This is a genomic window from Streptomyces sp. NPDC055099 (assembly GCF_053607685.1).
In genome coordinates, this window is record NZ_JBSGUA010000001.1 from 702599 (window position 1) to 723498 (window position 20900).

General features: G+C 71.4%; 20 protein-coding genes. 5 read left to right on the top strand and 15 right to left on the bottom strand.

Annotated features, from left to right (window positions below):
* Nucleotides 1-39 precede the first annotated feature (39 nt).
* Together ACWFRU_RS03170 and ACWFRU_RS03175 are read left to right on the top strand one after the other, a co-directional pair.
* Nucleotides 40-1416: a GH1 family beta-glucosidase gene (locus tag ACWFRU_RS03170; RefSeq protein ID WP_453684102.1), complete on the top strand. Its 1377-nt coding sequence runs from the start codon at nt 40-42 to the stop codon at nt 1414-1416.
* The gene (locus tag ACWFRU_RS03175) at nt 1413-2651 is read left to right on the top strand and encodes an MFS transporter (RefSeq protein ID WP_453684103.1); all 1239 of its coding nucleotides are present in this window, start codon (nt 1413-1415) and stop codon (nt 2649-2651) included. Before ACWFRU_RS03170 ends, ACWFRU_RS03175 begins: the two co-directional genes overlap by 4 nt.
* A 15-nt stretch (nt 2652-2666) precedes the next feature.
* On the opposite strand, the gene era is transcribed toward ACWFRU_RS03175, so the two are convergent.
* On the bottom strand, nt 2667-3626 hold the full coding sequence (era, locus tag ACWFRU_RS03180) for a GTPase Era (protein ID WP_453684105.1): 960 nt from the start codon (nt 3624-3626) through the stop codon (nt 2667-2669).
* Nucleotides 3627-3817: 191 nt separating this feature from the next.
* Here era and ACWFRU_RS03185 point away from each other — a divergent pair, with 191 nt between their 5' ends.
* Both ACWFRU_RS03185 and ACWFRU_RS03190 read left to right on the top strand, forming a co-directional pair.
* The gene (locus ACWFRU_RS03185; RefSeq protein WP_453684107.1) at nt 3818-5125 is read left to right on the top strand and encodes an ammonium transporter; all 1308 of its coding nucleotides are present in this window, start codon (nt 3818-3820) and stop codon (nt 5123-5125) included.
* Nucleotides 5122-5460 (top strand): P-II family nitrogen regulator, encoded by a 339-nt coding sequence (locus ACWFRU_RS03190; protein ID WP_453684109.1) that lies wholly within the window; start codon nt 5122-5124, stop codon nt 5458-5460. Before ACWFRU_RS03185 ends, ACWFRU_RS03190 begins: the two co-directional genes overlap by 4 nt.
* Nucleotides 5461-5590: 130 nt before the next feature.
* Here ACWFRU_RS03190 and ACWFRU_RS03195 read toward each other — a convergent pair whose 3' ends face one another.
* The gene (locus ACWFRU_RS03195; RefSeq protein WP_453684111.1) at nt 5591-5956 is read right to left on the bottom strand and encodes a cytidine deaminase; all 366 of its coding nucleotides are present in this window, start codon (nt 5954-5956) and stop codon (nt 5591-5593) included.
* A 43-nt stretch (nt 5957-5999) separates the two neighbouring features.
* Complete coding sequence (locus ACWFRU_RS03200; protein ID WP_453684113.1) at nt 6000-6908, bottom strand: helix-turn-helix transcriptional regulator; 909 nt, start codon at nt 6906-6908, stop codon at nt 6000-6002.
* Between the two features lie 87 nt (nt 6909-6995).
* On the opposite strand from ACWFRU_RS03200, the gene ACWFRU_RS03205 reads away from it, so the two are divergent.
* The gene (locus ACWFRU_RS03205) at nt 6996-8411 is read left to right on the top strand and encodes an MFS transporter (protein WP_453684115.1); all 1416 of its coding nucleotides are present in this window, start codon (nt 6996-6998) and stop codon (nt 8409-8411) included.
* On the opposite strand, the gene ACWFRU_RS03210 is transcribed toward ACWFRU_RS03205, so the two are convergent.
* The 12 genes from ACWFRU_RS03210 to ACWFRU_RS03265 form a co-directional block, all read right to left on the bottom strand.
* On the bottom strand, nt 8408-8764 hold the full coding sequence (locus ACWFRU_RS03210) for an MmcQ/YjbR family DNA-binding protein (protein WP_453684116.1): 357 nt from the start codon (nt 8762-8764) through the stop codon (nt 8408-8410). The genes ACWFRU_RS03205 and ACWFRU_RS03210 overlap by 4 nt on opposite strands.
* Nucleotides 8761-10062, bottom strand: coding sequence for a hemolysin family protein (locus ACWFRU_RS03215; protein ID WP_453684118.1), 1302 nt, complete (start codon nt 10060-10062; stop codon nt 8761-8763). The genes ACWFRU_RS03210 and ACWFRU_RS03215 overlap by 4 nt, the downstream gene beginning before the upstream one ends.
* 4 nt (nt 10063-10066) lie before the next feature.
* Nucleotides 10067-10564, bottom strand: coding sequence for an rRNA maturation RNase YbeY (gene ybeY, locus ACWFRU_RS03220; protein WP_363208630.1), 498 nt, complete (start codon nt 10562-10564; stop codon nt 10067-10069).
* A 13-nt stretch (nt 10565-10577) separates the two neighbouring features.
* Nucleotides 10578-11621 (bottom strand): PhoH family protein, encoded by a 1044-nt coding sequence (locus ACWFRU_RS03225; protein ID WP_453684120.1) that lies wholly within the window; start codon nt 11619-11621, stop codon nt 10578-10580.
* A gap of 149 nt (nt 11622-11770) precedes the next feature.
* Nucleotides 11771-12874: a carbohydrate kinase family protein gene (locus ACWFRU_RS03230; RefSeq protein ID WP_453684122.1), complete on the bottom strand. Its 1104-nt coding sequence runs from the start codon at nt 12872-12874 to the stop codon at nt 11771-11773.
* A gap of 18 nt (nt 12875-12892) precedes the next feature.
* On the bottom strand, nt 12893-14098 hold the full coding sequence (locus tag ACWFRU_RS03235) for a macrolide family glycosyltransferase (protein ID WP_453684124.1): 1206 nt from the start codon (nt 14096-14098) through the stop codon (nt 12893-12895).
* A gap of 28 nt (nt 14099-14126) precedes the next feature.
* Nucleotides 14127-15128 carry an adenosine deaminase gene (locus tag ACWFRU_RS03240; RefSeq protein WP_453684126.1) on the bottom strand — a complete coding sequence of 334 codons (1002 nt, stop codon included), beginning with the start codon at nt 15126-15128 and terminating at the stop codon, nt 14127-14129.
* 13 nt (nt 15129-15141) lie between these two features.
* Nucleotides 15142-16050 carry a ribonuclease Z gene (locus tag ACWFRU_RS03245; protein WP_453684128.1) on the bottom strand — a complete coding sequence of 303 codons (909 nt, stop codon included), beginning with the start codon at nt 16048-16050 and terminating at the stop codon, nt 15142-15144.
* Between the two features lie 6 nt (nt 16051-16056).
* Nucleotides 16057-16410, bottom strand: a complete 354-nt coding sequence (locus tag ACWFRU_RS03250; RefSeq protein ID WP_363208636.1) for an HIT domain-containing protein — start codon at nt 16408-16410, stop codon at nt 16057-16059.
* Between the two features lie 145 nt (nt 16411-16555).
* On the bottom strand, nt 16556-19774 hold the full coding sequence (locus ACWFRU_RS03255; protein WP_453684522.1) for a S41 family peptidase: 3219 nt from the start codon (nt 19772-19774) through the stop codon (nt 16556-16558).
* Between the two features lie 51 nt (nt 19775-19825).
* On the bottom strand, nt 19826-20386 hold the full coding sequence (locus tag ACWFRU_RS03260; protein WP_453684130.1) for a hypothetical protein: 561 nt from the start codon (nt 20384-20386) through the stop codon (nt 19826-19828).
* 120 nt (nt 20387-20506) lie between these two features.
* Nucleotides 20507-20899 carry a VOC family protein gene (locus tag ACWFRU_RS03265; RefSeq protein ID WP_453684132.1) on the bottom strand — a complete coding sequence of 131 codons (393 nt, stop codon included), beginning with the start codon at nt 20897-20899 and terminating at the stop codon, nt 20507-20509.
* Between the last annotated feature and the right edge of the window lies 1 nt (nt 20900).

Below are 20900 nucleotides of genomic sequence, written 5' to 3' on the forward strand. Positions count from 1 at the left end.
CATTGACTTCCCTGCTCGGCCGTACGGAAGATCGCGGCCATGGCAGCGAGCGATGCGCGCAAACCACTACCTCAGTTCCCCCGCGATTTCCTGTGGGGAGTGTCCACTTCGGCTCACCAGATCGAGGGCGCCGTCGAGGAACGCGGCCCCTCGGTCTGGGACGCGTTCACGGCGGTTCCGGGCCGGGTCAAGGACGGCACGACGGCCGCCGTCGCCTGCGACCACTACCACCGTTACCGCGAAGACGTCGCGCTCATACGCGAGTTGGGCGCGGACGCCTACCGCTTCTCGGTGTCATGGCCCCGCGTGCTGCCCAGCGGGGCCGACGAGGTGAGCGCCTCGGGCCTGGACTTCTACGACCGGCTTGTCGACGAGCTGTGCGCGGCGGGCGTCAGCCCCGTCCCCACGCTCTTCCACTGGGACACCCCCCTCTCCCTGGCCGACGAGGGCGGCTGGCTGCGGCGGGACACGGCCGAGCGTTTCGCCGAGTACGCGGCGGTGGTGGCCGGGCGCATCGGTGACCGCGCCAAGAAGTGGATCACCTTGAACGAACCCGCCGAGCACACCCTCCTCGGTCACGCGCTCGGCCAGCACGCGCCCGGACAGCAGCTCATGTTCGACGCGCTGCCGGTGGCGCACCACCAGCTCCTCGCCCACGGTCTGGCCGTACGGGCGCTGCGCGCGGCAGGCGTCACGGACATCGGCATCGCGAACTCGCACGGCCCCACCTGGCCCGCGTCGTCCTCGCCCGAGGACACACAGGCGGCGGACTTCTACGACGTACTCCTCAACCGCCTGTTCGCGGACCCGCTCATCCTGGGCCGATACCCGGACGGCATCGCGGAGTTGATGCCGGGCGGCGGCGACATCGAGGCTGATCTGAAGGTCATCGCCGAGCCGATCGACTGGTACGGCATCAACTTCTACCAGCCGACCAAGGTGGGCGCCCCGCTCCCGGCAACGGCAGCGGGAACAGGAACCACGGAGTTCTCCGGCCTCACGCTGCCGCCCGAACTCCCCTTCTCACCAAAGGAGATCGAAGGGCGCCCGGTGACGGACTTCGGCTGGCCGGTGGTCCCGGAGTCGCTGACCGAGCTGCTCACCGGCTTCCGCGACCGGTACGGCGACCGCCTGCCGCCGCTGGTGATCACCGAGAACGGCTGCTCGTACGAGGGCACCGACGACCAACGCCGGATCGACTACCTCGACGGCCATCTGCGGGCACTGCACCGGGCGTTGGAGGACGGAGTGGACGTACGCGGCTACTTCGTCTGGTCCCTGATGGACAACTTCGAGTGGGCGGAGGGCTACCGGCAGCGCTTCGGCCTCGTCCACGTCGACTACGCCACCCTGGAGCGCACCCCGAAGGCGTCGTACGCGTGGCTGCGCGAGGCGCTGCGGGCGCAACGGGCATGACGGCCGACGCGCTGCGCGAGCCGGTCGACCGGGTCGGCCGGGGCTGGACGGCATCCCTGTCGCTCGCCAACGGCGCGATCTGGGTGGGCTGGTACGGCCCGCTGCAGATCCTGCTCGCCGTGCAGGCGGAGGATCTCGCCCCGGCAGGCACCTCCAAGGAGACGGTCCTCGCGTGGGTCGCGGGTGCGGGGGCCGTGGTGTCCCTCGCCGCGAACCCGCTCTTCGGGGCGCTCTCGGACCGCACCGTGTCGCGCTTCGGGCGGCGTACGCCGTGGATCGTGGCGGGCGCGGCGGGCGGCGCGGCGGCGCTCCTGCTGCTCTCGGCCGCGGGCTCCGTGTGGTGGATGGCGGCGGGCTGGTGCCTGGTCCAGCTCACCCTGAACGCCGCGTTCGCCGCGGTCACGGCGGCCGTGCCGGACCGGGTGCCTCGGCTCCAGCGGGGTGCGGTGGGCGGCTGGCTGGGGGCGGCGCAGATCCTGGGCGTGGTCGTGGGGACGGGCCTCGCGACGGCTGCCGGGGGTGTGGGCGCGGGGTACGCGGCGTGCGCGGTGTTCACGCTGGCGGGCGTGCTGCCGTACGTCCTGCGCCACCGGGACCTGCGCCTGGCGCCGCGGGACAGGCCGCCGTTCGCGTGGCGGTCGTTCGCCCGCGCCTTCTGGCTGAGCCCGCGCCGCTACCCGGACCTGGGCTGGGCCTGGCTGACCCGCTTCCTGATCAACCTCAGCAACGCCCTGGTCCTGCTCTATCTCCTCTATTACCTACGGGACCGCCTGCACCACTCCGACCCGGACGAGGGCGTACTGATCCTCACCGCGGTGAACGGCGTGACGCTGCTCGCGACGGTGGTCGTGGGCGGCATCTGGTCGGACCGCGTGGGCCGCCGCAAGCCGTTCGTGCTCTGGTCCGGCGTCCTGATGGCGGTGGCTACGGCCCTGCTGTCCGGCTGGCAGACCTGGCCGGGGGCGATGGTCGCGGCGGCGGTGCTCGGCGTGGGCTTCGGCGTCTTCACGTCGGTGGACTTCGCCCTGATGACGGACGTCCTGCCGAAGGCCATGGACCGCGGCAAGGACATGGGCGTCATCAACATCGCCAACTCCCTGCCCCAGGTGGCGGCCCCCGCCCTCGCGGCCCCGCTCGTGACGCACTTGGGCGGCTACCGGGTGCTTTACCTGGTGGCGGCGGCGATCGGGCTCGCGGGGGCGCTGCTGGTGACGCGGATCAGGGGCGTGGAGTAAGCAGGGTGTCGGCTCTCAGAAGCCGAGCTTGCGGAGCTGCTTCGGGTCGCGCTGCCAGTCCTTGGCGACCTTCACGTGCAGGTCCAAGAAGACGGGCGTACCAAGGAGTGCCTCGATCTGCTGGCGGGACTTGATCCCGACCTCCTTGAGGCGCTTGCCCTTCGGGCCGATGATGATGCCCTTCTGGCTGGGGCGCTCGATGTAGACGTTCGCGTGGATGTCGAGCATCGGCTTGTCCGCGGGCCGGTCCTTGCGCGGCAGCATCTCCTCCACCACGACGGCGATGGAGTGCGGCAGCTCGTCCCGCACGCCTTCGAGCGCGGCCTCGCGGATCAGCTCGGCGACCATGACCTGCTCGGGCTCGTCCGTGAGGTCGCCCTCGGGGTAGAGCGGCGGGCTCTTCGGCAGCATCGGGACGATCAGGTCGGCGAGCAGCTGGACCTGCTTGTCGCCGACCGCCGAGACCGGCACGATCTGCGCCCACTCGAAGCCGAGCTCCTTGCCGAGCTGGTCGATGGCGATGAGCTGCTCGGCGAGCGTCTTGCTGTCGACGAGGTCCGTCTTCGTCACGACCGCGATCTTCGGCGTCTTCTTGATGCCGGCCAGTTCCTTGGCGATGAAGCGGTCACCGGGGCCGAGCTTCTCGTTCGCGGGCAGACAGAAGCCGATGACGTCGACCTCGGCCCACGTGGTCCGCACGACGTCGTTGAGCCGCTCGCCGAGCAGCGTGCGCGGCTTGTGGAGCCCGGGGGTGTCCACCAGGATCAGCTGGGCGTCGGGCCGGTGCACGATGCCGCGGACCGTGTGCCGTGTGGTCTGCGGCTGGTTCGCGGTGATCGCCACCTTCTGGCCGACCAGAGCATTCGTGAGGGTGGACTTGCCCGCGTTGGGGCGGCCCACGAAGCAGGCGAAGCCGGCGCGATGGGTGGCCTCGGACGGCTCGGATGACTCGGTACGAACGCTCATGGCGCCCATTCTCCCTGATCGCCGGAGGGCCGCAGCACCCCGAGGCGCTCCCGGACCCCTGATCGGGCACCGGCAGGCCGTTCGTGAGCGTCCGGAAACCCTCGCGCAACACGAAACACGGCGGAAACGCGCGGGTGCCCGTTCGGAAACGCGGGGCGGTGACGCTCTCCCTCTGCCCCCACCCGGAGGAGAGATTCCCCGTGCAGTCCCTGTACGCGTCCTACGCCCCCACCTTGGCCGCCGCCAAGGGGCCCGACACCGGCGACACCGCCTGGCTGCTGGCGGCCACCGCCCTGGTCCTCCTGATGACGCCGGGCCTCGCGCTCTTCTACGGCGGCATGGTCCGCACGAAGAGCGTCCTCAACATGCTCCTGATGTCCTTCGTCTCGATCGCCCTGGTCACGGTGGTGTGGCTGCTGGCCGGCTACTCGCTGGCATTCGGCGAGGACGCGTTCGGAGGGCTGATCGGAGGCCTCGACCATCTCGGCCTGGCGGGCATCGGCCCGCAGACCCTCACCGGGACGGTCCCCACCCTCCTCTTCACCACGTTCCAGCTGACCTTCGCGATCCTCACCACGGCCCTGATCAGCGGCGCGATCGCGGACCGCACGAAGTTCGCGGCCTGGCTGGTCTTCGTGCCGGTGTGGGCGCTGCTCGTATACGTTCCCGTGGCGCACTGGGTGTGGGGCCCGGACGGCTGGATCTCCTCGTCCCTCGGCGCGCTGGACTTCGCGGGCGGCCTGGTCGTCGAGATCGCCTCGGGCGCCTCCGGCCTCGCGCTCGTCCTGGTCATCGGCCCGCGCATCGGCTTCAAGAAGGACGCGATGCGTCCGCACAACCTGCCGATGGTGCTGATGGGCGCGGGCCTGCTCTGGTTCGGCTGGCTCGGCTTCAACGGCGGCTCGGCGCTCGGCGCGAACGGCCTCGCGGCGGCTTCCCTCCTGAACACCCTCCTGGCCGGATGCACGGGCCTGCTCGGCTGGCTCTTCGTGGAGCAGCGACGCGACGGCCACCCCACCACCTTCGGCGCGGCGTCGGGCGCGGTGGCGGGCCTGGTCGCCATCACCCCCGCCTGCGGGGTCGTCGGGGTGCTCGGCGCCGCGGTGGTCGGCCTCGCGGCCGGGGTGGTCTGCTCGTACGCCGTGGCGTGGAAGTTCCGCTTCGACTACGACGACTCGCTCGACGTGGTGGGCGTCCACCTGGTCGGCGGCGTGGTCGGCACGCTCCTGATCGGCCTGTTCGCGACGGCCACGATGACGGACGGCGCGGAGGGCCTCTTCTACGGGGGCGGGCTCGCCCAGTTGGGCAAGCAGACGGTGGCGGTGCTCGCGGTGGCGGCGTACACGTTCGCGGTGACGTACGGCATCGGCAAGGCGATCGACAAGGTCATGGGCTTCAGGGCGTCGGCGGAGGACGAGCAGACGGGCCTCGACCAGACGCACCACGCGGAGACGGCCTACGATCACGGCGTCCTGGTCAGCCCGATGAAGGGGAGCACCGTCCGATGAAGCTCATCACCGCGGTCATCAAGCCGTTCCGCCTGGACGAGGTGAAGACCGCGCTCCAGGAACTGGGCATCCAGGGCCTCACGGTCACGGAGGCGAGCGGTTACGGCCGCCAGCGGGGCCACACGGAGGTGTACCGGGGAGCGGAGTATCAGGTGGACCTGGTCCCGAAGGCCCGGATCGAGGTCGTGGTCGACGACGCGGACCTGGACCCGGCCATCGACGCGATCGTCCGCGCGGCGGCCACGGGCAAGATCGGCGACGGCAAGGTGTGGGCGGTCCCGGTGGAGACGGTGGTGCGGGTACGGACGGGGGAACGGGGTCCGGACGCGGTGTAGCCCCTGGGGCTCCGCCCCAGACGCCGCTCCTCAAACGCCGGACGGGCTGAAAATTCAGCCCGTCCGGCGTTTGAGGACAAGGCCCTCGCGCCGAGCGAGTTTTCGGGAAGGGGTGGGGTTGGGGAAAGACTCAGTTCGCCTCGGCCCGCACCCGGACCTCCCCATCAGCCCCCGCCAGGAACACCGGCGTCCCGGCCCCGCCAAGGTCCCGCACAGCGGAAAGGTCCTCGGCAGAAAGCTCCTCCGCAGAGGAGACGACCGCCGCCGCCTCAAGGGACTCCGCACCGGAGGCGACAGCCATCGCCACAGCGGTACGCAAGGCGGAAAGCGACAGCGAGGGAAGCGAAACCGTCCCGGCGACATACGTCCGCCCCGTCTCGTCCCGCACAGCGGCCCCCTCGGCCACCCCATTCCGCGCCCGCGCCGAACGAGCCAGCGTAACGATCTTCCGGTCCTCAGCGTCAAGCGCGTCAGGCGACGCAGCACTCTCGGTCATGATCCGAGCATACGGAGGCATACGGGGGACGCAGAACGGGGCCTCACCCGGCCACCGGATACATGGACCCCCGCCGCCCCTCCGGCGACGCCAGCCACTCCAGCTTCGCCGCGGTCTCCGCCTCCGGCAACGGCGTGTGCAGCACGATCGTGAGGTCGGGCCGCGCCGGCACCCGCAGGGCCGTCGACTCGACGTGCAGCGCCCCCACCAGCGGATGCGTGAGCTCCTTGTGCACCTGCCCCGCGGCCCGCACGTCCCGCCGCTCCCACAGCTCGGTGAACTCCTCGCCCGCCGTCTCCCGCAGCTCGGCGAGGACCGCCTGGAACCCCTCGTCGTCCGGCGCCTCCGAGCACGAGGCACGGAACTGCGCGACGACCGTCTCCGCGTTCGTCCGCCAACTCACGCTCCGGGAGCGGTAGATGGGGTCCGTGAAGAAGTCCACGATGCAGTTCTGGGTGATCTCGGGTCGCATCCCGAAGACCATCCCGGCGGCGTCGTTGTAGCGGACGCAGTTGTAGTAGCGGTCCATGATGTGTGCCGGGTAGGGCATCCACGTGTCGATGAGCCGCTGCAACCCCTCACACATGTCCCGGTCGGCCTGCTCGACCTCGGGCGCGGGCGGGTTCAGCCCGGCCAGCACATAGAGATGCCGCCGCTCGGTGCTCGACAGCTTCAGGACGCGTGCCACGGAGTCCAGGACCTGCGGCGACACCGAGATGTCGCGGCCCTGCTCGAGCCACTGGTACCAGGACGCGCCGACCCCGGCGAGCACGGCGACCTCCTCGCGGCGCAGCCCCGGCGTACGCCGCCGCGCGCCGCCGTCCGGCAGGCCGGCCTCCGCGGGGGTGATGCGGGCGCGCCGGCTCATCAGGAACTCGCGCAGTTCGCCGAGCCGCCGTGCCTTGGCCTCGTCCTGGGGCCGTACGGCCGCCGCCTCACTCGTCCCTGCCATCTGCCGGCTCCCCCCTGCCTGGTGTCACGACCACCAGCATAAGTTCCCGCTCCCCACGGGTATTCCGGACGCCCGAGGCTCTTGACCATGGCGATCGACACCACCACTCCCCCGTCCACGAAGGCCACGGCCCCGGCCGCACCCAAGCTCTCCTCACGCGACAGGCTCGTCCTCTTCGTGCTCTGCGCCGCCCAGTTCATGGTCGCGCTCGACTTCTCCGTGCTGAACGTGGCGCTGCCCGTGCTCGGCGCCGACCTGGGCATGAGCCAGTCCGCGCTGCAGTGGGCGGTGACCGCGTTCGCCCTTCCCTCCGGCGGCTTCCTGCTCCTCTTCGGCCGCACCGGCGACCTGTTCGGCCGCCGCAAGCTGTTCATCGGAGGCCTCGCGCTCTTCGGCCTCGCCTCGCTCCTCGCCACCTTCGCCTGGGACCCGGCGTCCTTCCTCGCCGGGCGCGCGCTGCAGGGCGTGGGCGCGGCGGCCATCGTGCCGACCGGCATGTCCCTGCTCACCACGACGTTCCCGGAAGGCCCGCAGCGTGACCGGGCGCTGGGGATATCGGGCACGCTGCTCTCGCTCGGCTTCACGATCGGCATGGTGCTCGGCGGCGTACTCACCGACACGCTCGGCTGGCGCTCCACGATGGGCCTGCTGACCCTCTTCGTGCTGATGGTGCTGCCCCTGGCGCCGGGCCTCCTGCCCGAGTCACGCACCCCGGACCGCCCCCGCCTCGACGTCCCCGGCGCGGTGACCGTCACCGGCGGCCTGCTCGCCCTGATCTACGCGCTCTCCACGGCCGCCGAGCGCGGCTTCGGCGGCGTGGACGTCATCGTCGCTCTCGTCGCGGGTGTGCTGCTGCTCGCCGCCTTCGGTCACGTCGAGTCGCGTGCCGCGTCCCCGCTCGTCTCGCTGCCGATGCTGCGGCGGCGGACGGTGGCGTGGGGCAACCTGGGCGGGCTCGTCACCTTCTCGATGATGTCGGCGGTGGTCTTCGTCCTCACCCTGTATCTCCAGGAGGTGCTGGAACTCTCCGCCTTCCGGACCGGCCTCGTCTTCGGCGTGCAGGGCGTGCTCTCGGTGGTCGCCGGGATCTACGCGCCCAAGGTCATCAGCCGCTTCGGGGCGCGCCGCACGCTCGTCGTCTCGCTGCTCGGCCAGGGCCTGTTCATCGCGGCGCTGCTCGGCGTCGACGAGGGCACCTGGTCGGTGTGGCTCGCCACGGCGGGCGTCTCGGTGGCGAGCATGTTCCACCTGGGCGCGATCATCTCGTACGGCGTGACCGTCACCTCGGGTGTCCCGGACGAGGAGCAGGGCCTGGCCACGGGTCTGGTGACGTCCACCCAGCAGGTGGGCATCACGGTGGGCATCCCGATCCTGGGCGTCCTGGCGACCACGAACACGGATCTCCTGGCGGGGACGCGCACGGTGCTCCTGGTCGACGCGGCGGTCCTGCTGGTGACGGCGGCCCTGGTGGCGACGGGGCTGCGGGTCCGGCGTACCGCCTAGGGCCGGTCGAGACGCAGGCGCTGTGCCTTCGGCAGACCGGCGACGACCAGGTCGTACGAGTCCTCGACGAGCTCTCGGACCATCGCGTCCGGGAGCTCGGCGTCCACCGTCACGGTGTTCCAGTGCCGCTTGTTCATGTGCCACCCCGGCACGATCTCCGGGTGGGCTTCCCGCAGCTGGACCGCCATGTCGGGCTCGCACTTCAGGTTCACGGTCAGCGGCTCGGCGTCCAGGAAACTGAGCGCGAACATCTTGCCCGCGACCTTGAACACCGAGATCTCGGGGCTGAACGGAAACTCCTCCACCGCGTCGTTGAACGACAGGCAGAACGTGCGCAGCTCCTGCGGTGTCACCCCGGGGTCTCCTTCTCCGCGCCCGCCGGCGCGAGCGGCTCCACGAGCACCGTCACGATCTTGTTCCGCCGCCCGGCCGCGGATTCCGCGGTGAGCCGCAGCTCACGGCCGTCCGGCAGCGGCACGAGCGCGGACGCGTCGGCGATCGGCACCCGGCCGAGCGCCTTGGCGAGCAGACCGCCGACCGTCTCGACGTCCTCGTCGTCGAACTCGTCGAGCCCGAAGAGCTCGCCGAGGTCGCCGATGTCGAGGCGCGCGGTGACGCGGTAGCAGCCGTCGTCGAGCTCCTCGACGGGCGGCAGCTCACGGTCGTACTCGTCGGTGATCTCGCCGACGATCTCTTCCAGGATGTCCTCGATGGTGACGATGCCCGCCGTGCCGCCGTACTCGTCGATGACGACGGCGACGTGGTTGCGCTCCTGCTGCATCTCGCGCAGGAGGTCACCCGCGTTCTTCGTGTCGGGCACGAACGTCGCCGGGCGCATGGCCGTCGAGACGAGGTCCGACTCGCTGTCGCGGTTGATGTGCGTCTTGCGGGCCAGGTCCTTGAGGTAGACCATGCCGACGACGTCGTCCTCGCTCTCGCCGGTCACCGGGATGCGCGAGAAACCGGACCGCAGCGCGAGCGTGAGCGCCTGGCGGATCGTCTTGAAGCGCTCGATGGCGACCAAGTCCGTCCGGGGCACCATGACTTCGCGCACGAGGGTGTCGCCGAGCTCGAAGACGGAGTGCACCATGCGGCGCTCGTCGTCCTCGATGAGGGATTCCTTCTCGGCGAGGTCGACCATCGCGCGCAGCTCGGCCTCGGAGGCGAACGGGCCGCGCCTGAAGCCCTTGCCGGGCGTGAGCGCGTTGCCGATGAGGATCAGGAGCGGCGGGATCGGCCCCATGATGCGGGCCAGCGGCAGCAGGACGTACGCGGCGGCCGTCGCGGTGTTGAGCGGGTGCTGGCGGCCGATGGTGCGCGGCGAGACGCCCACCGCCACGTACGACACGAGGACCATCAGCGCGATGGCGATGGCGAGCGCCTCCCAGGTCTCGGGGAATTCGTTCAGGCAGGCGTACGTCACCAGGGACGCGGCGGCCATCTCGCACGCCACTCGCACGAGCAGCGCCACGTTCAGGTAGCGGGTGGGGTCGGCGGCGACCTGTGCGAGCTTGGCGCTGCCGCGCCGCCCGGAGCGGACCGCCTCCTCCGCCCGGAAGCTGGAGGTGCGGGCGATGCCCGCCTCGGCGCAGGCAGCGAGCCAGGCGACGACGACCAGGGCGACGGCGCCCGCGATCAGCTGGAAGCTCATGGGCCTACGAGACCGTGGGCGCCGGAGAGGGGCCGGTCAGGCCGTTCTCGGCGCGCCAGCCGTCGACGATGGCCGCCTGGAGGCCGAACATCTCGGCCTTCTCGTCCGGCTCCTCGTGGTCGTACCCAAGGAGGTGCAGCACTCCATGGACGGTGAGGAGCTGGAGCTCCTCGTCCATGGAGTGCTCCGTGGGCGCTTCCTTGCCCTGCTTGGTGGCGACCTCGGGGCAGAGCACGATGTCGCCGAGGAGGCCCTGCGGGGGCTCCTCCTCGTCCTTGGCCGGCGGGCGCAGCTCATCCATGGGGAAGGACATGACGTCCGTCGGTCCCGGCAGGTCCATCCACTGGATGTGGAGCTGCTCCATGGCGTCCTCGTCCACGACGATCACCGAGAGCTCGGAGAGCGGGTGGATGCGCATCCGCGCGAGGGCGTAGCGGGCGATGTCGAGGATCGCCTGCTCGTCGACCTCGGTCCCGGATTCGTTGTTGACGTCGATCGACATGGTGCGGCTTCCGCTACTTCCCGTGTTTCTTGTTCTGCTGACTCTGCTGGCTGTCGTCGTACTTCTCGTACGCGTCGACGATACGGCCGACGAGCTTGTGCCGGACGACGTCGTGGGACGTGAGCCGCGAGAAGTGCACGTCGTCGATGCCCTCCAGGATGTCCTGGACCTGGCGCAGACCCGACTTCGTGCCGCCCGGCAGGTCGACCTGGGTGACGTCGCCCGTGATCACGATCTTCGACTCGAAGCCGAGGCGGGTGAGGAACATCTTCATCTGCTCGACGCTGGTGTTCTGTGCCTCGTCGAGAATGATGAAGGCGTCGTTCAGGGTGCGGCCTCGCATGTACGCCAGCGGCGCCACCTCGATGGTGCCCGCCGCCATCAGGCGCGGGATCGAGTCCGGGTCGAGCATGTCGTGCAGCGCGTCGTACAACGGCCGCAGATACGGGTCGATCTTTTCGTAGAGCGTGCCCGGCAGGAAGCCGAGCCGCTCGCCGGCCTCGACGGCGGGGCGGGTCAGGATGATGCGGTTGACCTGCTTGGCCTGGAGGGCCTGCACGGCCTTGGCCATGGCGAGGTAGGTCTTGCCGGTGCCCGCGGGGCCGATGCCGAAGACGATGGTGTTCTTGTCGATGGCGTCGACGTAACGCTTCTGGTTGAGCGTCTTGGGGCGGATCGTGCGGCCGCGGGACGAGAGGATGTTCTGCGTGAGGACCTCGGCCGGGGTCTCCTGGCCGTCGCCCTCTCCTGCCTCGTCCGCCCTGAGCATGGCGATCGAGCGTTCCACTGCGTCCTCCGTCATCGGCTGACCGGTGCGGAGCACCAGCATCATCTCGTCGAAAAGGCGCTGGATGAGGGTGACTTCACGGGCGTCACCGACAGCGCTGATCTCGTTTCCCCGGACATGGATGTCGGCCGCCGGGAAGGCCTTCTCGATCACGCGCAACAGGGCGTCTCCGGAGCCGAGCACCGTCACCATCGGGTGGTTGGCCGGGACGGTGAAGTGTGCTCGCGACTGGCCCTGGGCAGGGGTACGAGCTGTGGGTGTCTGAGTCATGGGCCGGCACTTAGGCCTGCTCATCCTCCTCATGCGGGGCTTGGTGGCCGCTCGACAGCCTTGCACTGCCAAGAATACGACGCACCACTGTCACCGCCGTAGGGCTTTTCCACTCCGGTCACGCACGACTGTGCGATTTCGGGCGGTGGCTACGCCGACCGGAACCCGATCGTGGGCACCGCGCGCCGCAGCGGCCACGGACGCGTGGCCTCCGGAAGCAGACCCTCCAGGAACCCGTAGCGGCGCAGCGCCACGGGGTCCTGGTCGTCGACCTCCCGCACGGTCCGCCACCACGTGGCGACCTCCGCCCAGCCCGGCGCCGACAGGGAGCCGCCGAACTCCTGGACCGAGAGCGCCGCCGTGAGCCCCGCGAAGGCCAGCCGGTCCGCGAGGGGCCACCCGGCGAGGGTGCCGGTCACGAAGCCCGCCACGAAGACATCACCGGCCCCGGTGGGATCGAGCGCCTCGACCGCGATGGCCGGAACCTCGGCGGTCTCGCCGGTCCGCCCGTCCACCGCGTACGCCCCTTCGGCACCCAGCGTCACCACGGCGAGCGGCACGTGTTCGGTCAGCGCGCGGGCGGCGGCCCGGGGGCACTGGGTGCGCGTGTACCGCATGGCCTCCTCCGCGTTCGGCAGGAACGCCTCGCAGTGCCGCAGGTCCGGGAGCCCCGCGAGGTCCCAGCGCCCGGTGTCGTCCCACCCGACGTCGGCGAAGATCCGCGTGCCCGTGCGCGCGGCCTCGGCGATCCATGGCGCGCGCGTGCCGGGGGTCAGGGAGGCGACCGCGGCACGCGCGCGTGGCGGGCAGGTGGGGGCGCCGCCGTCCGGGGACCCGGCGTCGGGCGGCGGCTCGTGCCCGTGGCTGACCATGGTCCGCTCGCCCTCGTAGGCCATGGAGACGGTCACCGGCGAGTGCCAGCCGGGCACGGTGCGTGACGTGGTGAGGTCGATTCCCTCGCCCTGTTCGAGGGCGTCCCAGCAGTACTCGCCGTAGTGGTCGTCCCCGAACGCCGCGGCGAGGGACGTGCGCAGACCGAGCCGGGCGAGGGCGGTCGCCATGTTGGCGACGCCGCCGGGGCTCGACCCCATGCCGCGCGCCCAGGACTCGGTGCCGCGCACGGGCGCGGAGTCGAGCCCGGTGAAGATGATGTCGAGGAAGACCGTGCCGGTGAGGAAGACGTCGCAGGGCGGATCGCCTGCTCTGCGGGCTCCCTTGAGCGGGTCGATGCTGGGTTTGAGAGGTACGACCATGCAGGCAACGTAACGGATTCAGGCCACCGGGGGCCGGACGCCGAGCTCCGCCTCGATGAGATCAGCCGCCCGCGCCGTGCCGCCCTCGGCCCGCACCTCCGCCTTGAGGCGGGCGGCCCGGGCCGCGACATCGGGGTCGGAGGTCAGGTCGAGCAGCGCGCCGCGCAGCGCGTCCGGCGTCGCGTCGGCCGTGTCGATCCGCCGCGCGACGCCCAGCTCCACGAGCCGGTCCGCGTTGAGCGGCTGCTCGGCCCCCTGCGGCACGGCGATCATCGGCACTCCGCTGTGCAGACCCTCGCTGCTGCTGCCCATGCCCGCGTGCGTGACGAACGCGTCGGCCTGCTCCAGGATCGCCAACTGCGGCACCCACGAGCGCACTTCCACGTTCCCCGGCACCTCGCCGAGATCGGCGGGGTCCACGTGCTTGCCGATCTGCAGCACCACGTGCCATCCGGCGAGGCCGCCGAACGCCTCCACGCAGCGCCGGTAGAACTCGGGCTGCTGCGTGTAGGCGGAGCCCAGCGACACGAGCAGCACCTTCTCGGCGCCCTCGGGCCGCTGCCAGCCGCCCTGCGCCGAGCGGTCGCCGAAGCACGGCCCGACGAACGCGACCCGCTTCGGGTCGACCCGGTCGGCGAAGAGCTGCATGGCACGGGGGATCGTGGCCACCGCGCGGTCCGGCGTCCCCGAGAAGGCGTCGACGTCCAGGGTCGTGGCCCCGCACCCCGCGAGCCACTCCCCGAACCGCGCCTGGAGTTCGGCGGCCCCGGGGAGCTGCTTCAACTGGGCCCCGACCTCCTCCTGGTAGCCGTCCCAGGACACGAAGGTGGGCGACAGCTGCACGAACGGCCGTCCCTGCGCCTCGGCGAGGGCGCGGGCGACGTACGCGCCGATGTCGTACAGATACAGGTCGGCGGGATCGTCGTCGTAGAACGCGCGCAACTGCGGGAGCACGGACATCGCGTCGTCGAGGAACAGACCGCTGGCGGCGATCGGGTCCTCGGGCCAGACGTTGTCCTTGAACGGCAGCTTCGAGGTGCACGGGACGAGTTCGGCGCCCGTGGGCTCGATCAGCTCACGGGTCGCCGGGTCGTTCGCGTACGTCACCCGGTGTCCGCGCGCCACGAGTTCGCGGATGATCTCCAGGCTGGGCAGCACGTGGCTGACCATCGGGACACCGACCATGGCGATATGGGCGGGGCGACGGGGGCTTCGAGGATGCATGGGCGAACCGTAGGCCCGTCCTCCGCGATCAGTCGAAGGAATATTCCGCGACCTCGGCGAGGTACCGCGCCCGCAGCGCCTCGTCCTCGGCACTGCCGTCGAGGAAGGACGCCTCGAAGGAGTTGCGGGCGAGCTCCCGCAGCCGTTCCTGGTCGAGCGCGAGGGCTTCGCGTACGGCGTGGAAGGTGTCGTCGACATAGCCCCCGAAGTACGCGGGGTCGTCGGAGTTGACCGTGCACAGCAGCCCGGCGTCCATCATCCGCGCCAGGGGATGCTTTTCGAGTACGTCGATGGCGCGCAGCCGGACGTTGGACAGCGGGCACAGGGTGAGCGGCGTCCGCTCGCGCACGAGGCGTTCGACCAGCTCCGGGTCCTCCATGCAGCGCAGCCCGTGGTCGATGCGCTCGACGCCCAGGACGTCCAGGGCCTCCGTGATGTACGCCGGCGGGCCCTCCTCGCCCGCGTGCGCGACCCGGCGCAGGCCGAGCGCGGCCGCAGCCTCGTACACCTCGCGGAACTTGGCGGGCGGGTGCCCGACCTCGGCCGAGTCGAGCCCGACACCGATGATGCTGTGCAGATGGGGCTTGGCCGCCTCCAGCGTCTCCAGGGCGGATGCGGCGGACTCGTCGCGCAGGAAGCACATGATGAGCTTGGTCGAGATCCCGTGCCGCTCGACACTGCGGTCGAGGGCGCGCCCGAGCCCTTCGATCACGGTGCCGATGGAGACGCCGCGCGCCATGTGCGCCTGCGGGTCGAAGAAGATCTCCGCGTGCCGCACTCCCTGTTGGGCCGCTCGCGCCAGATAGGCGTCGGCGAGCTCCTCGAAGTCCGCCTCGGTCCGCAGGACGGCCATCAAGCCGTAGTACAGGTCGAGGAAGGACTGCAGATCATCGAAGAGATAGGCCTTGCGGAGCTCTTCGGTGTCCGCGTACGGGAGCGTGACGCCGTTGCGGGCGGCGAGGGCGAAAGCGAGCTCGGGTTCGAGCGTCCCCTCGATGTGGAGGTGGAGTTCGGCTTTGGGAAGGGGCATGGCGGCGGCTCACTCAGGTGGTTCGTTTGGGCAGAGGTACACGCAGCAGGTCTTTGGCGACGGTGAGTTCACCGTCGAATCCCGCGCCCCGGGCCTGCTGCTCGAAAACGCCGGGGTCGGGGTAGCGCTGACTGAAATGGGTCAGCACGAGGTGCCGGACGCCGCCGTCCACGGCGACCCGGGCCGCCTGCCCCACGGTCAAGTGGCCGTGATCGCGGGCGAGTTGTTCGTCCTCGTCCAGGAAGGTGGACTCGATGACGAGCATGTCGCAGCCCTCGGCGAGCGCGTGGACGCCGTCGCAGAGGCGGGTGTCCATCACGAAGGCGAACTTCTGCCCCCGCCGCACCGCGCTCACCTCGTCGAGCGCGACACCCCGCAGCGAGCCTTCCCGCTGGAGGCGGCCCACGTCGGGTCCCGCGATGCCGCGCGCGGCGAGCAGCTCCGGGAGTATCCGCCGGCCGTCGGGCTCGGTGACGCGGTAGCCGAAGGACTCGACGGGGTGCGAGAGCTTGACGGCGTCGAGCGCGAAGGAGGGGGCGACGGCCAGGGGCCCGTCGTCCGACACGGGCTCCTGGACTAGGGCGACGGTCTCGCGGTAGGCGGTGGCGTACCGGAGCCGGTCGAAGAAGTGCTGCCCTGAGCGCGGGTAGTGCACGGTCACGTCGTGCGGGACGCGGTCCAGGTTGATGCGCTGGATGACCCCGGGCAGGCCCAGCGAATGATCGCCGTGGAAGTGCGTGACGCAGATCCGGTGCAGGTCGTGCGCGGCGACCCCGGCACGCAGCATCTGGCGCTGCGTGCCCTCGCCGGGGTCGAAGAGGATGCCCTGCCCGTCCCAGAGCAGGACGTACCCGTTGTGGTTGCGGTGCCGGGTGGGGACCTGGCTCGCGGTGCCGAGGATCACCAGTTCACGTACGGACAAGGGGGCTTATCCCGGAGGCCACTGCAGGCCGCGTCCGCCGAGGACGTGGGCGTGCGCGTGGAAGACGGTCTGGCCCGCGCCGGTGCCGGTGTTGAAGACGATGCGGTAGCTCTCCGCCTTCTCCTCGGCGGCGACCTCGGCGGCCTCGCGCAGGACGTCGGCGGCGATGGTGGGCTCGGCGGCGGCGAGGGCGGCGGCGTCCGGGTAGTGCGCCTTGGGGATGATCAGTACGTGGGTGGGGGCCTGCGGGTTGATGTCGCGGAAGGCGACGGTCGTGTCCGTCTCCCTGACGAGGGTCGCGGGCACGTCCCCCGCGACGATCTTGCAGAACAGGCAGTCGGCCTGCGGTTCTCCCGCCATGCGGAGCCTCCGGTCCTCGCTTCTCATTGGTCCCTGCGCATGCTATCCGGGCTGCGCCCCTGCCTGGCCCCCTCCCTCAGCCCTCGGCGGCCCCGCCCCTGCCGAACATGCCTCCCCGCTCACCCGCCCGATTGCCCCGCGCACCTCAGACCCCCGGCAGCTCCGGTGCCGTCTTGGGGGGTGTTGTCTCCAGGGAGGCCAGGGCCAGGCGGATCGCCTCGTCCAGTTGTGGGTCCCGGCCCGCGGCGTAGTCCTCCGGGGTCACCACCACCTCCACGTCCGGGTCGACCCCGTAGTTCTCGACGCCCCAGCCGTAGCCCTCCAGCCAGAACGCGTACTTCGGCTGGGTCACCAGCGTGCCGTCCACCAGGCGGTACCGGCTGTCGATGCCGATGACGCCGCCCCACGTCCGCGTCCCCACCACGGGCCCGATCCCCAGCGCCTTGATCGCCGCGTTCACGATGTCCCCGTCGGAGCCGGAGAATTCGTTGGCGACGGCGACGACGGGCCCGCGCGGCGCGTCCGCCGGATAGCTGGAGGGCCGCAGGCCCCGCGGCAGGTCCCAGCCCACGATCTTGCGGGCCAGCTTCTCCACCACCAGCTGGGAGGTGTGCCCGCCGCGGTTCTCCCGTACGTCCACCACGAGACCGTCCCGCGCCACCTCCATCCGCAGGTCACGGTGGATCTGCGCCCAGCCGGGCGCCTGCATGTCCGGCACGTGGAGGTATCCGAGCCGCCCGCCCGACCGCTCGTGGACGTACGCACGCCGGTCGACGACCCAGGCGTGGTACCGCAGCGGCTCCTCGTCGTCGACGGGGATCACCACCGCGTGCCGCGGGTCGCCCCCGCCCGCGGGCGACACCGTCAGCTCCACCGGCTTCCCCGCCGTGCCCATCAGGAGCGGCCCGGGGCCCACCACCGGATCGACCGGCCGCCCCGCGACGGCCAGCAGGGCGTCCCCGGCGCGTACCGCGACCCCGGGCGCGGCGAGCGGCGACCGGGCGGAGGGGTCAGAGGTCTCGGAGGGCAGGATGCGGTCGATGCGCCACACCCCGTCCGCGCCCCGCGAGACATCCGCGCCGAGCAGCCCCTGACGTACCGCCGCGCTCCCCCGGGTCCCGCCTCCCACGACGTAGGCGTGCGAGGTGCCGAGCTCCCCCGCGACCTCCCACAGCAGGTCCACGAGGTCGTCGTGCGTGGCCACCCGTCCGAGCACCGGGCGGTACCGGTCGAGCACGCCGTCCCAGTCGATCCCGCCCAGGTCGGGCCGCCAGAAGTTGTCCCGCATGAGGCGCCCGGCCTCGTCGTACATCTGGCGCCACTCGGCGGCGGGGTCGACGGTCTGCCGGACCCGGGTGAGGTCGACGGTGATGTTCGAGTCGGAGCTCTCGTCGCCGGAGGCGCGCCGGTCGCTCGGCACGACCTTCAGCTTCCCGTCGGCCCAGAGCAGCACCCGCTTGCCGTCCCCGCTGACGGCGAAGTGGTCGGCGTCCAGGGCGAGTTCCTCGATGCGCTGCTGCACGAGGTCGTAGCGTTCGAGCTCGGTCTGCGGGTCGGGGTCGGACGGGGTGGCCCTGGACGCGCCGAGCACGCCCCGCACGGGGTGCCGCAGCCACAGGACGCCGTCCTTGGCGGCCCGCAGCGTCGAGTACCGGGCGGCCTCGACCGGGAACGGCACGATGCGGTCGGCGAGACCGTCGAGGTCGATGCGGGTGACGGGCGAGCCCTCGCTGTCCGGGGTCTCGTCCTTGTCGGGCGCCTCGAAGGGCCGCCCGTGCCGCTGCGGCCCGAAGGGCGAGGGCGTGGTGGCGGCCAGCGTGATGAGGTGGGGCCGCGATCCGCCGACGAAGGCGAGGTCGAAGACGTGCTCGTCGTAGACGGGGTCGAAGGCCCGCGCGGACAGGAACGCCAGATGCTTCCCGTCGAGGGTGAACGCGGGCGCGTAGTCGCGGAACCGCAGCGGCGTCGCCTCGGACACCGAGAGATCCGCCGTGTTCGCCAACTTCAGCTGCCGCAGCGGACTCGGCCCCGGATGCGACCACGCGAGCCACGCCGAGTCCGGCGAGAAGACGAGCCCGGTGGCGTCCCCGTGCTCCCCGCGGTCGACCTCCCGCACCTCACCGCTCTCCCGCTCGACGAGGAGCACCCGGCCGTCGTGCGAGGCGACGGCGGCCCGGCTGCCGTCGGGCGCCACGGCGAGCGCGAGCACCCGGCCGAGCTGCCCGGCGGCGATCCTGCGCGGGGTGGCACCGGGCGCGAGGCCGGTGGCCGGTGCGAACTGGAGCGCGTCGTCGCCCTCCGCGTCCGTCACCCAGACGACGTGTTCCTCGCCGTCGACACGGAACGTGCGCGGCAGCCGTGCGCGCACCCCGTGCTCGGCGGCCAGCGCGCGGGCGGGCCCCTCGCGGTGCGTCACCCAGTGCACGCCGCCGCGCACGGAGACCGCGCTGCCGCGTCCGGTGTGGTCGGGAGCGGCGGCGCCGAACCAGCGTGCCGCGCTGACGGGGTGCGGCTGGAGGTCGGTGCGCTGGCCGCCGAGGCGGATGTCGAGGCGGCGGGGCGCGGCGTCCACCAGGTCGTCAAGGAGCCAGAGTTCGCCCGCGCTCGCGTACACGACACGGGCGCCGTCGGTCGCCGCGTGCCGGGCGTAGAAGCCCTCGACACCCGTGTGCCGCCGAAGATCGGAGCCGTCGGGCAGCGAGGAGTAGACGGCGCCGACACCTTCGTGGTCGGAGAGGAAGGCGATCCGCTCGCCCACCCACAGCGGGTACTCGATGTTCCCGCCGAGCTCTTCATGGAGGCGTACGAAGCGGTCGTCGTCACCCGCGCCGCCACGCCGGATCCAGAGCTTGCCCGCGGTGCCGCCGCGGTAGCGCTTCCACCAGGCGGCCTCGCGCCCCATCGGCGCGGAGAGCAGCAGGACTTGGCCGTCCCGTGGGCCGTACGCGACATCTCCCACGAGTCCGTACGGCAGCGTGTCCGCGGGCCCGCCGTCCAGCGGGACGGCCCGCGCCCAGCTGCGGCGCAGGGAGGCCTGGCCCGCCGTGCTGACCGCGAGGACCCGCCCGTCCGGGGTCCAGCCGCGCACCGAGGTGCGTGAACTGCCCCAGTAGGTCAGGCGCTCGGACGGGCCCCCGTCGACCGGGGCGACATGCACCTCGGGGGAGCCGTCACGCGTGGAGGTCCAGGCGACGGTCGTCCCGTCCGGGGAGACGCGGGGGTGGTTCACCGGCGTGTTGTCGGCGCTGACGCGCCACGCCCGGCCGCCGTCGAGGGGCGCGACCCAGACGTCGTCCTCGGCGGTGAAGGCGACCAACTCGCCGTGCAGATGGGGGAACCGGAGATACGCAGAGTGCCCAGTCAGTGTCACACAGCCAGCCTAGGCAGCGTGGGCGGAGCCGGACAGGGTTTTGGATCACTTGCCCCTGATGCAGGAGCAGCTCGGATGGGGCGTGACGGTCACCGTGACGGTCGCGGCGGGCGGCTGGTCGGGCTCATCCGGCTGGTCCGGCTGGTCCGGTTCCTCCGGCTGCTCGGGTTCGTCGCCGCCGGAGCAGTCGCCGAGCACGTCCACCCGGAACCACTCCTTGCCGTCTACCTTGGCGGTGAGGTTGCCGCGTACGCAGTGCCCGTCGACGACGGACCACACAGAACCCTTGACGGTGATGTCGCTGGTGTCGTCGGAACCCTTGCCGGTCTTGGCCTGGCCCTGGCAGTCGACGGTGGCGACGGCGTCCCGGTCCGGGGAGCCGCTGGAGGGTGTGACCCGGGACTTGTAGCGGGCGGTACAGCTGATCCAGAGCACGTCGAGATGCTGCCGCTCCAGCTCCTTGGTCGCCATCTCGTCCGTGGTGATCGCGATGGCGGCGGTGTTCATGCCGCCGTCGACCGGATCACACGCGGCGGCCCCGATCACCGCCGCACCCGCGAACCCGACGGCGTACAGCACCCGCCGACGCCGTCCGCGAACCTCCACCGAACGATCACGTAAGCGCCTCAATGCCCCCATAGGCGGCAGAATGCCACCACGAGCCGCCTGACGATAGTCCCCTTTGCGTCCAAAAACTCCGGCGGGGCACCGAGCGGTTCGGTGGCTTCAGGCGCGCAGCAGCAGCCACTCCTGCAGTTCCACCAAGTTCCCCTCCGGGTCCTTGAGATGGGCGACCCGCATGCGGTCGGTCAGGGGGGCGGGGCCCTGGGCGATGACACCGCCGCGCTCGGCGATCCGGCCGCAGTACGCGTCGAGGTCGTCGACCCGCAGCACGACCAGGGAACGGTGGCCGGTCGCCGACTCCTCCAGCTCGTCGAGGAGCCGGGCCATCATCGAGCGGTCCTGGAGCGCGATCCCCGCGGAACCGACCGCCGGGCTGAACTTCTCGTACGGCCCGTTCACCGCCCCCGACTGCGGCTTGAGGCCGAGGATGTCGGCGTAGAAGCGGTAGCAGGCACTGAAGTCCGATACGAGCAGCCGTACTTGGGCCAGTTCCACG

Coding starts and splice junctions, on each gene's coding strand:
- ACWFRU_RS03170 (WP_453684102.1), top strand. CDS start 40: ATGGCAGCGAGCGATGCGCGCAAACCACTACCTCAGTTCCCCCGCGAT.
- ACWFRU_RS03175 (WP_453684103.1), top strand. CDS start 1,413: ATGACGGCCGACGCGCTGCGCGAGCCGGTCGACCGGGTCGGCCGGGGC.
- era (WP_453684105.1), bottom strand. CDS start 3,626: ATGGGCGCCATGAGCGTTCGTACCGAGTCATCCGAGCCGTCCGAGGCC.
- ACWFRU_RS03190 (WP_453684109.1), top strand. CDS start 5,122: ATGAAGCTCATCACCGCGGTCATCAAGCCGTTCCGCCTGGACGAGGTG.
- ACWFRU_RS03195 (WP_453684111.1), bottom strand. CDS start 5,956: ATGACCGAGAGTGCTGCGTCGCCTGACGCGCTTGACGCTGAGGACCGG.
- ACWFRU_RS03200 (WP_453684113.1), bottom strand. CDS start 6,908: ATGGCAGGGACGAGTGAGGCGGCGGCCGTACGGCCCCAGGACGAGGCC.
- ACWFRU_RS03205 (WP_453684115.1), top strand. CDS start 6,996: ATGGCGATCGACACCACCACTCCCCCGTCCACGAAGGCCACGGCCCCG.
- ACWFRU_RS03215 (WP_453684118.1), bottom strand. CDS start 10,062: ATGAGCTTCCAGCTGATCGCGGGCGCCGTCGCCCTGGTCGTCGTCGCC.
- ybeY (WP_363208630.1), bottom strand. CDS start 10,564: ATGTCGATCGACGTCAACAACGAATCCGGGACCGAGGTCGACGAGCAG.
- ACWFRU_RS03225 (WP_453684120.1), bottom strand. CDS start 11,621: ATGACTCAGACACCCACAGCTCGTACCCCTGCCCAGGGCCAGTCGCGA.
- ACWFRU_RS03230 (WP_453684122.1), bottom strand. CDS start 12,874: ATGGTCGTACCTCTCAAACCCAGCATCGACCCGCTCAAGGGAGCCCGC.
- ACWFRU_RS03235 (WP_453684124.1), bottom strand. CDS start 14,098: ATGCATCCTCGAAGCCCCCGTCGCCCCGCCCATATCGCCATGGTCGGT.
- ACWFRU_RS03240 (WP_453684126.1), bottom strand. CDS start 15,128: ATGCCCCTTCCCAAAGCCGAACTCCACCTCCACATCGAGGGGACGCTC.
- ACWFRU_RS03250 (WP_363208636.1), bottom strand. CDS start 16,410: ATGGCGGGAGAACCGCAGGCCGACTGCCTGTTCTGCAAGATCGTCGCG.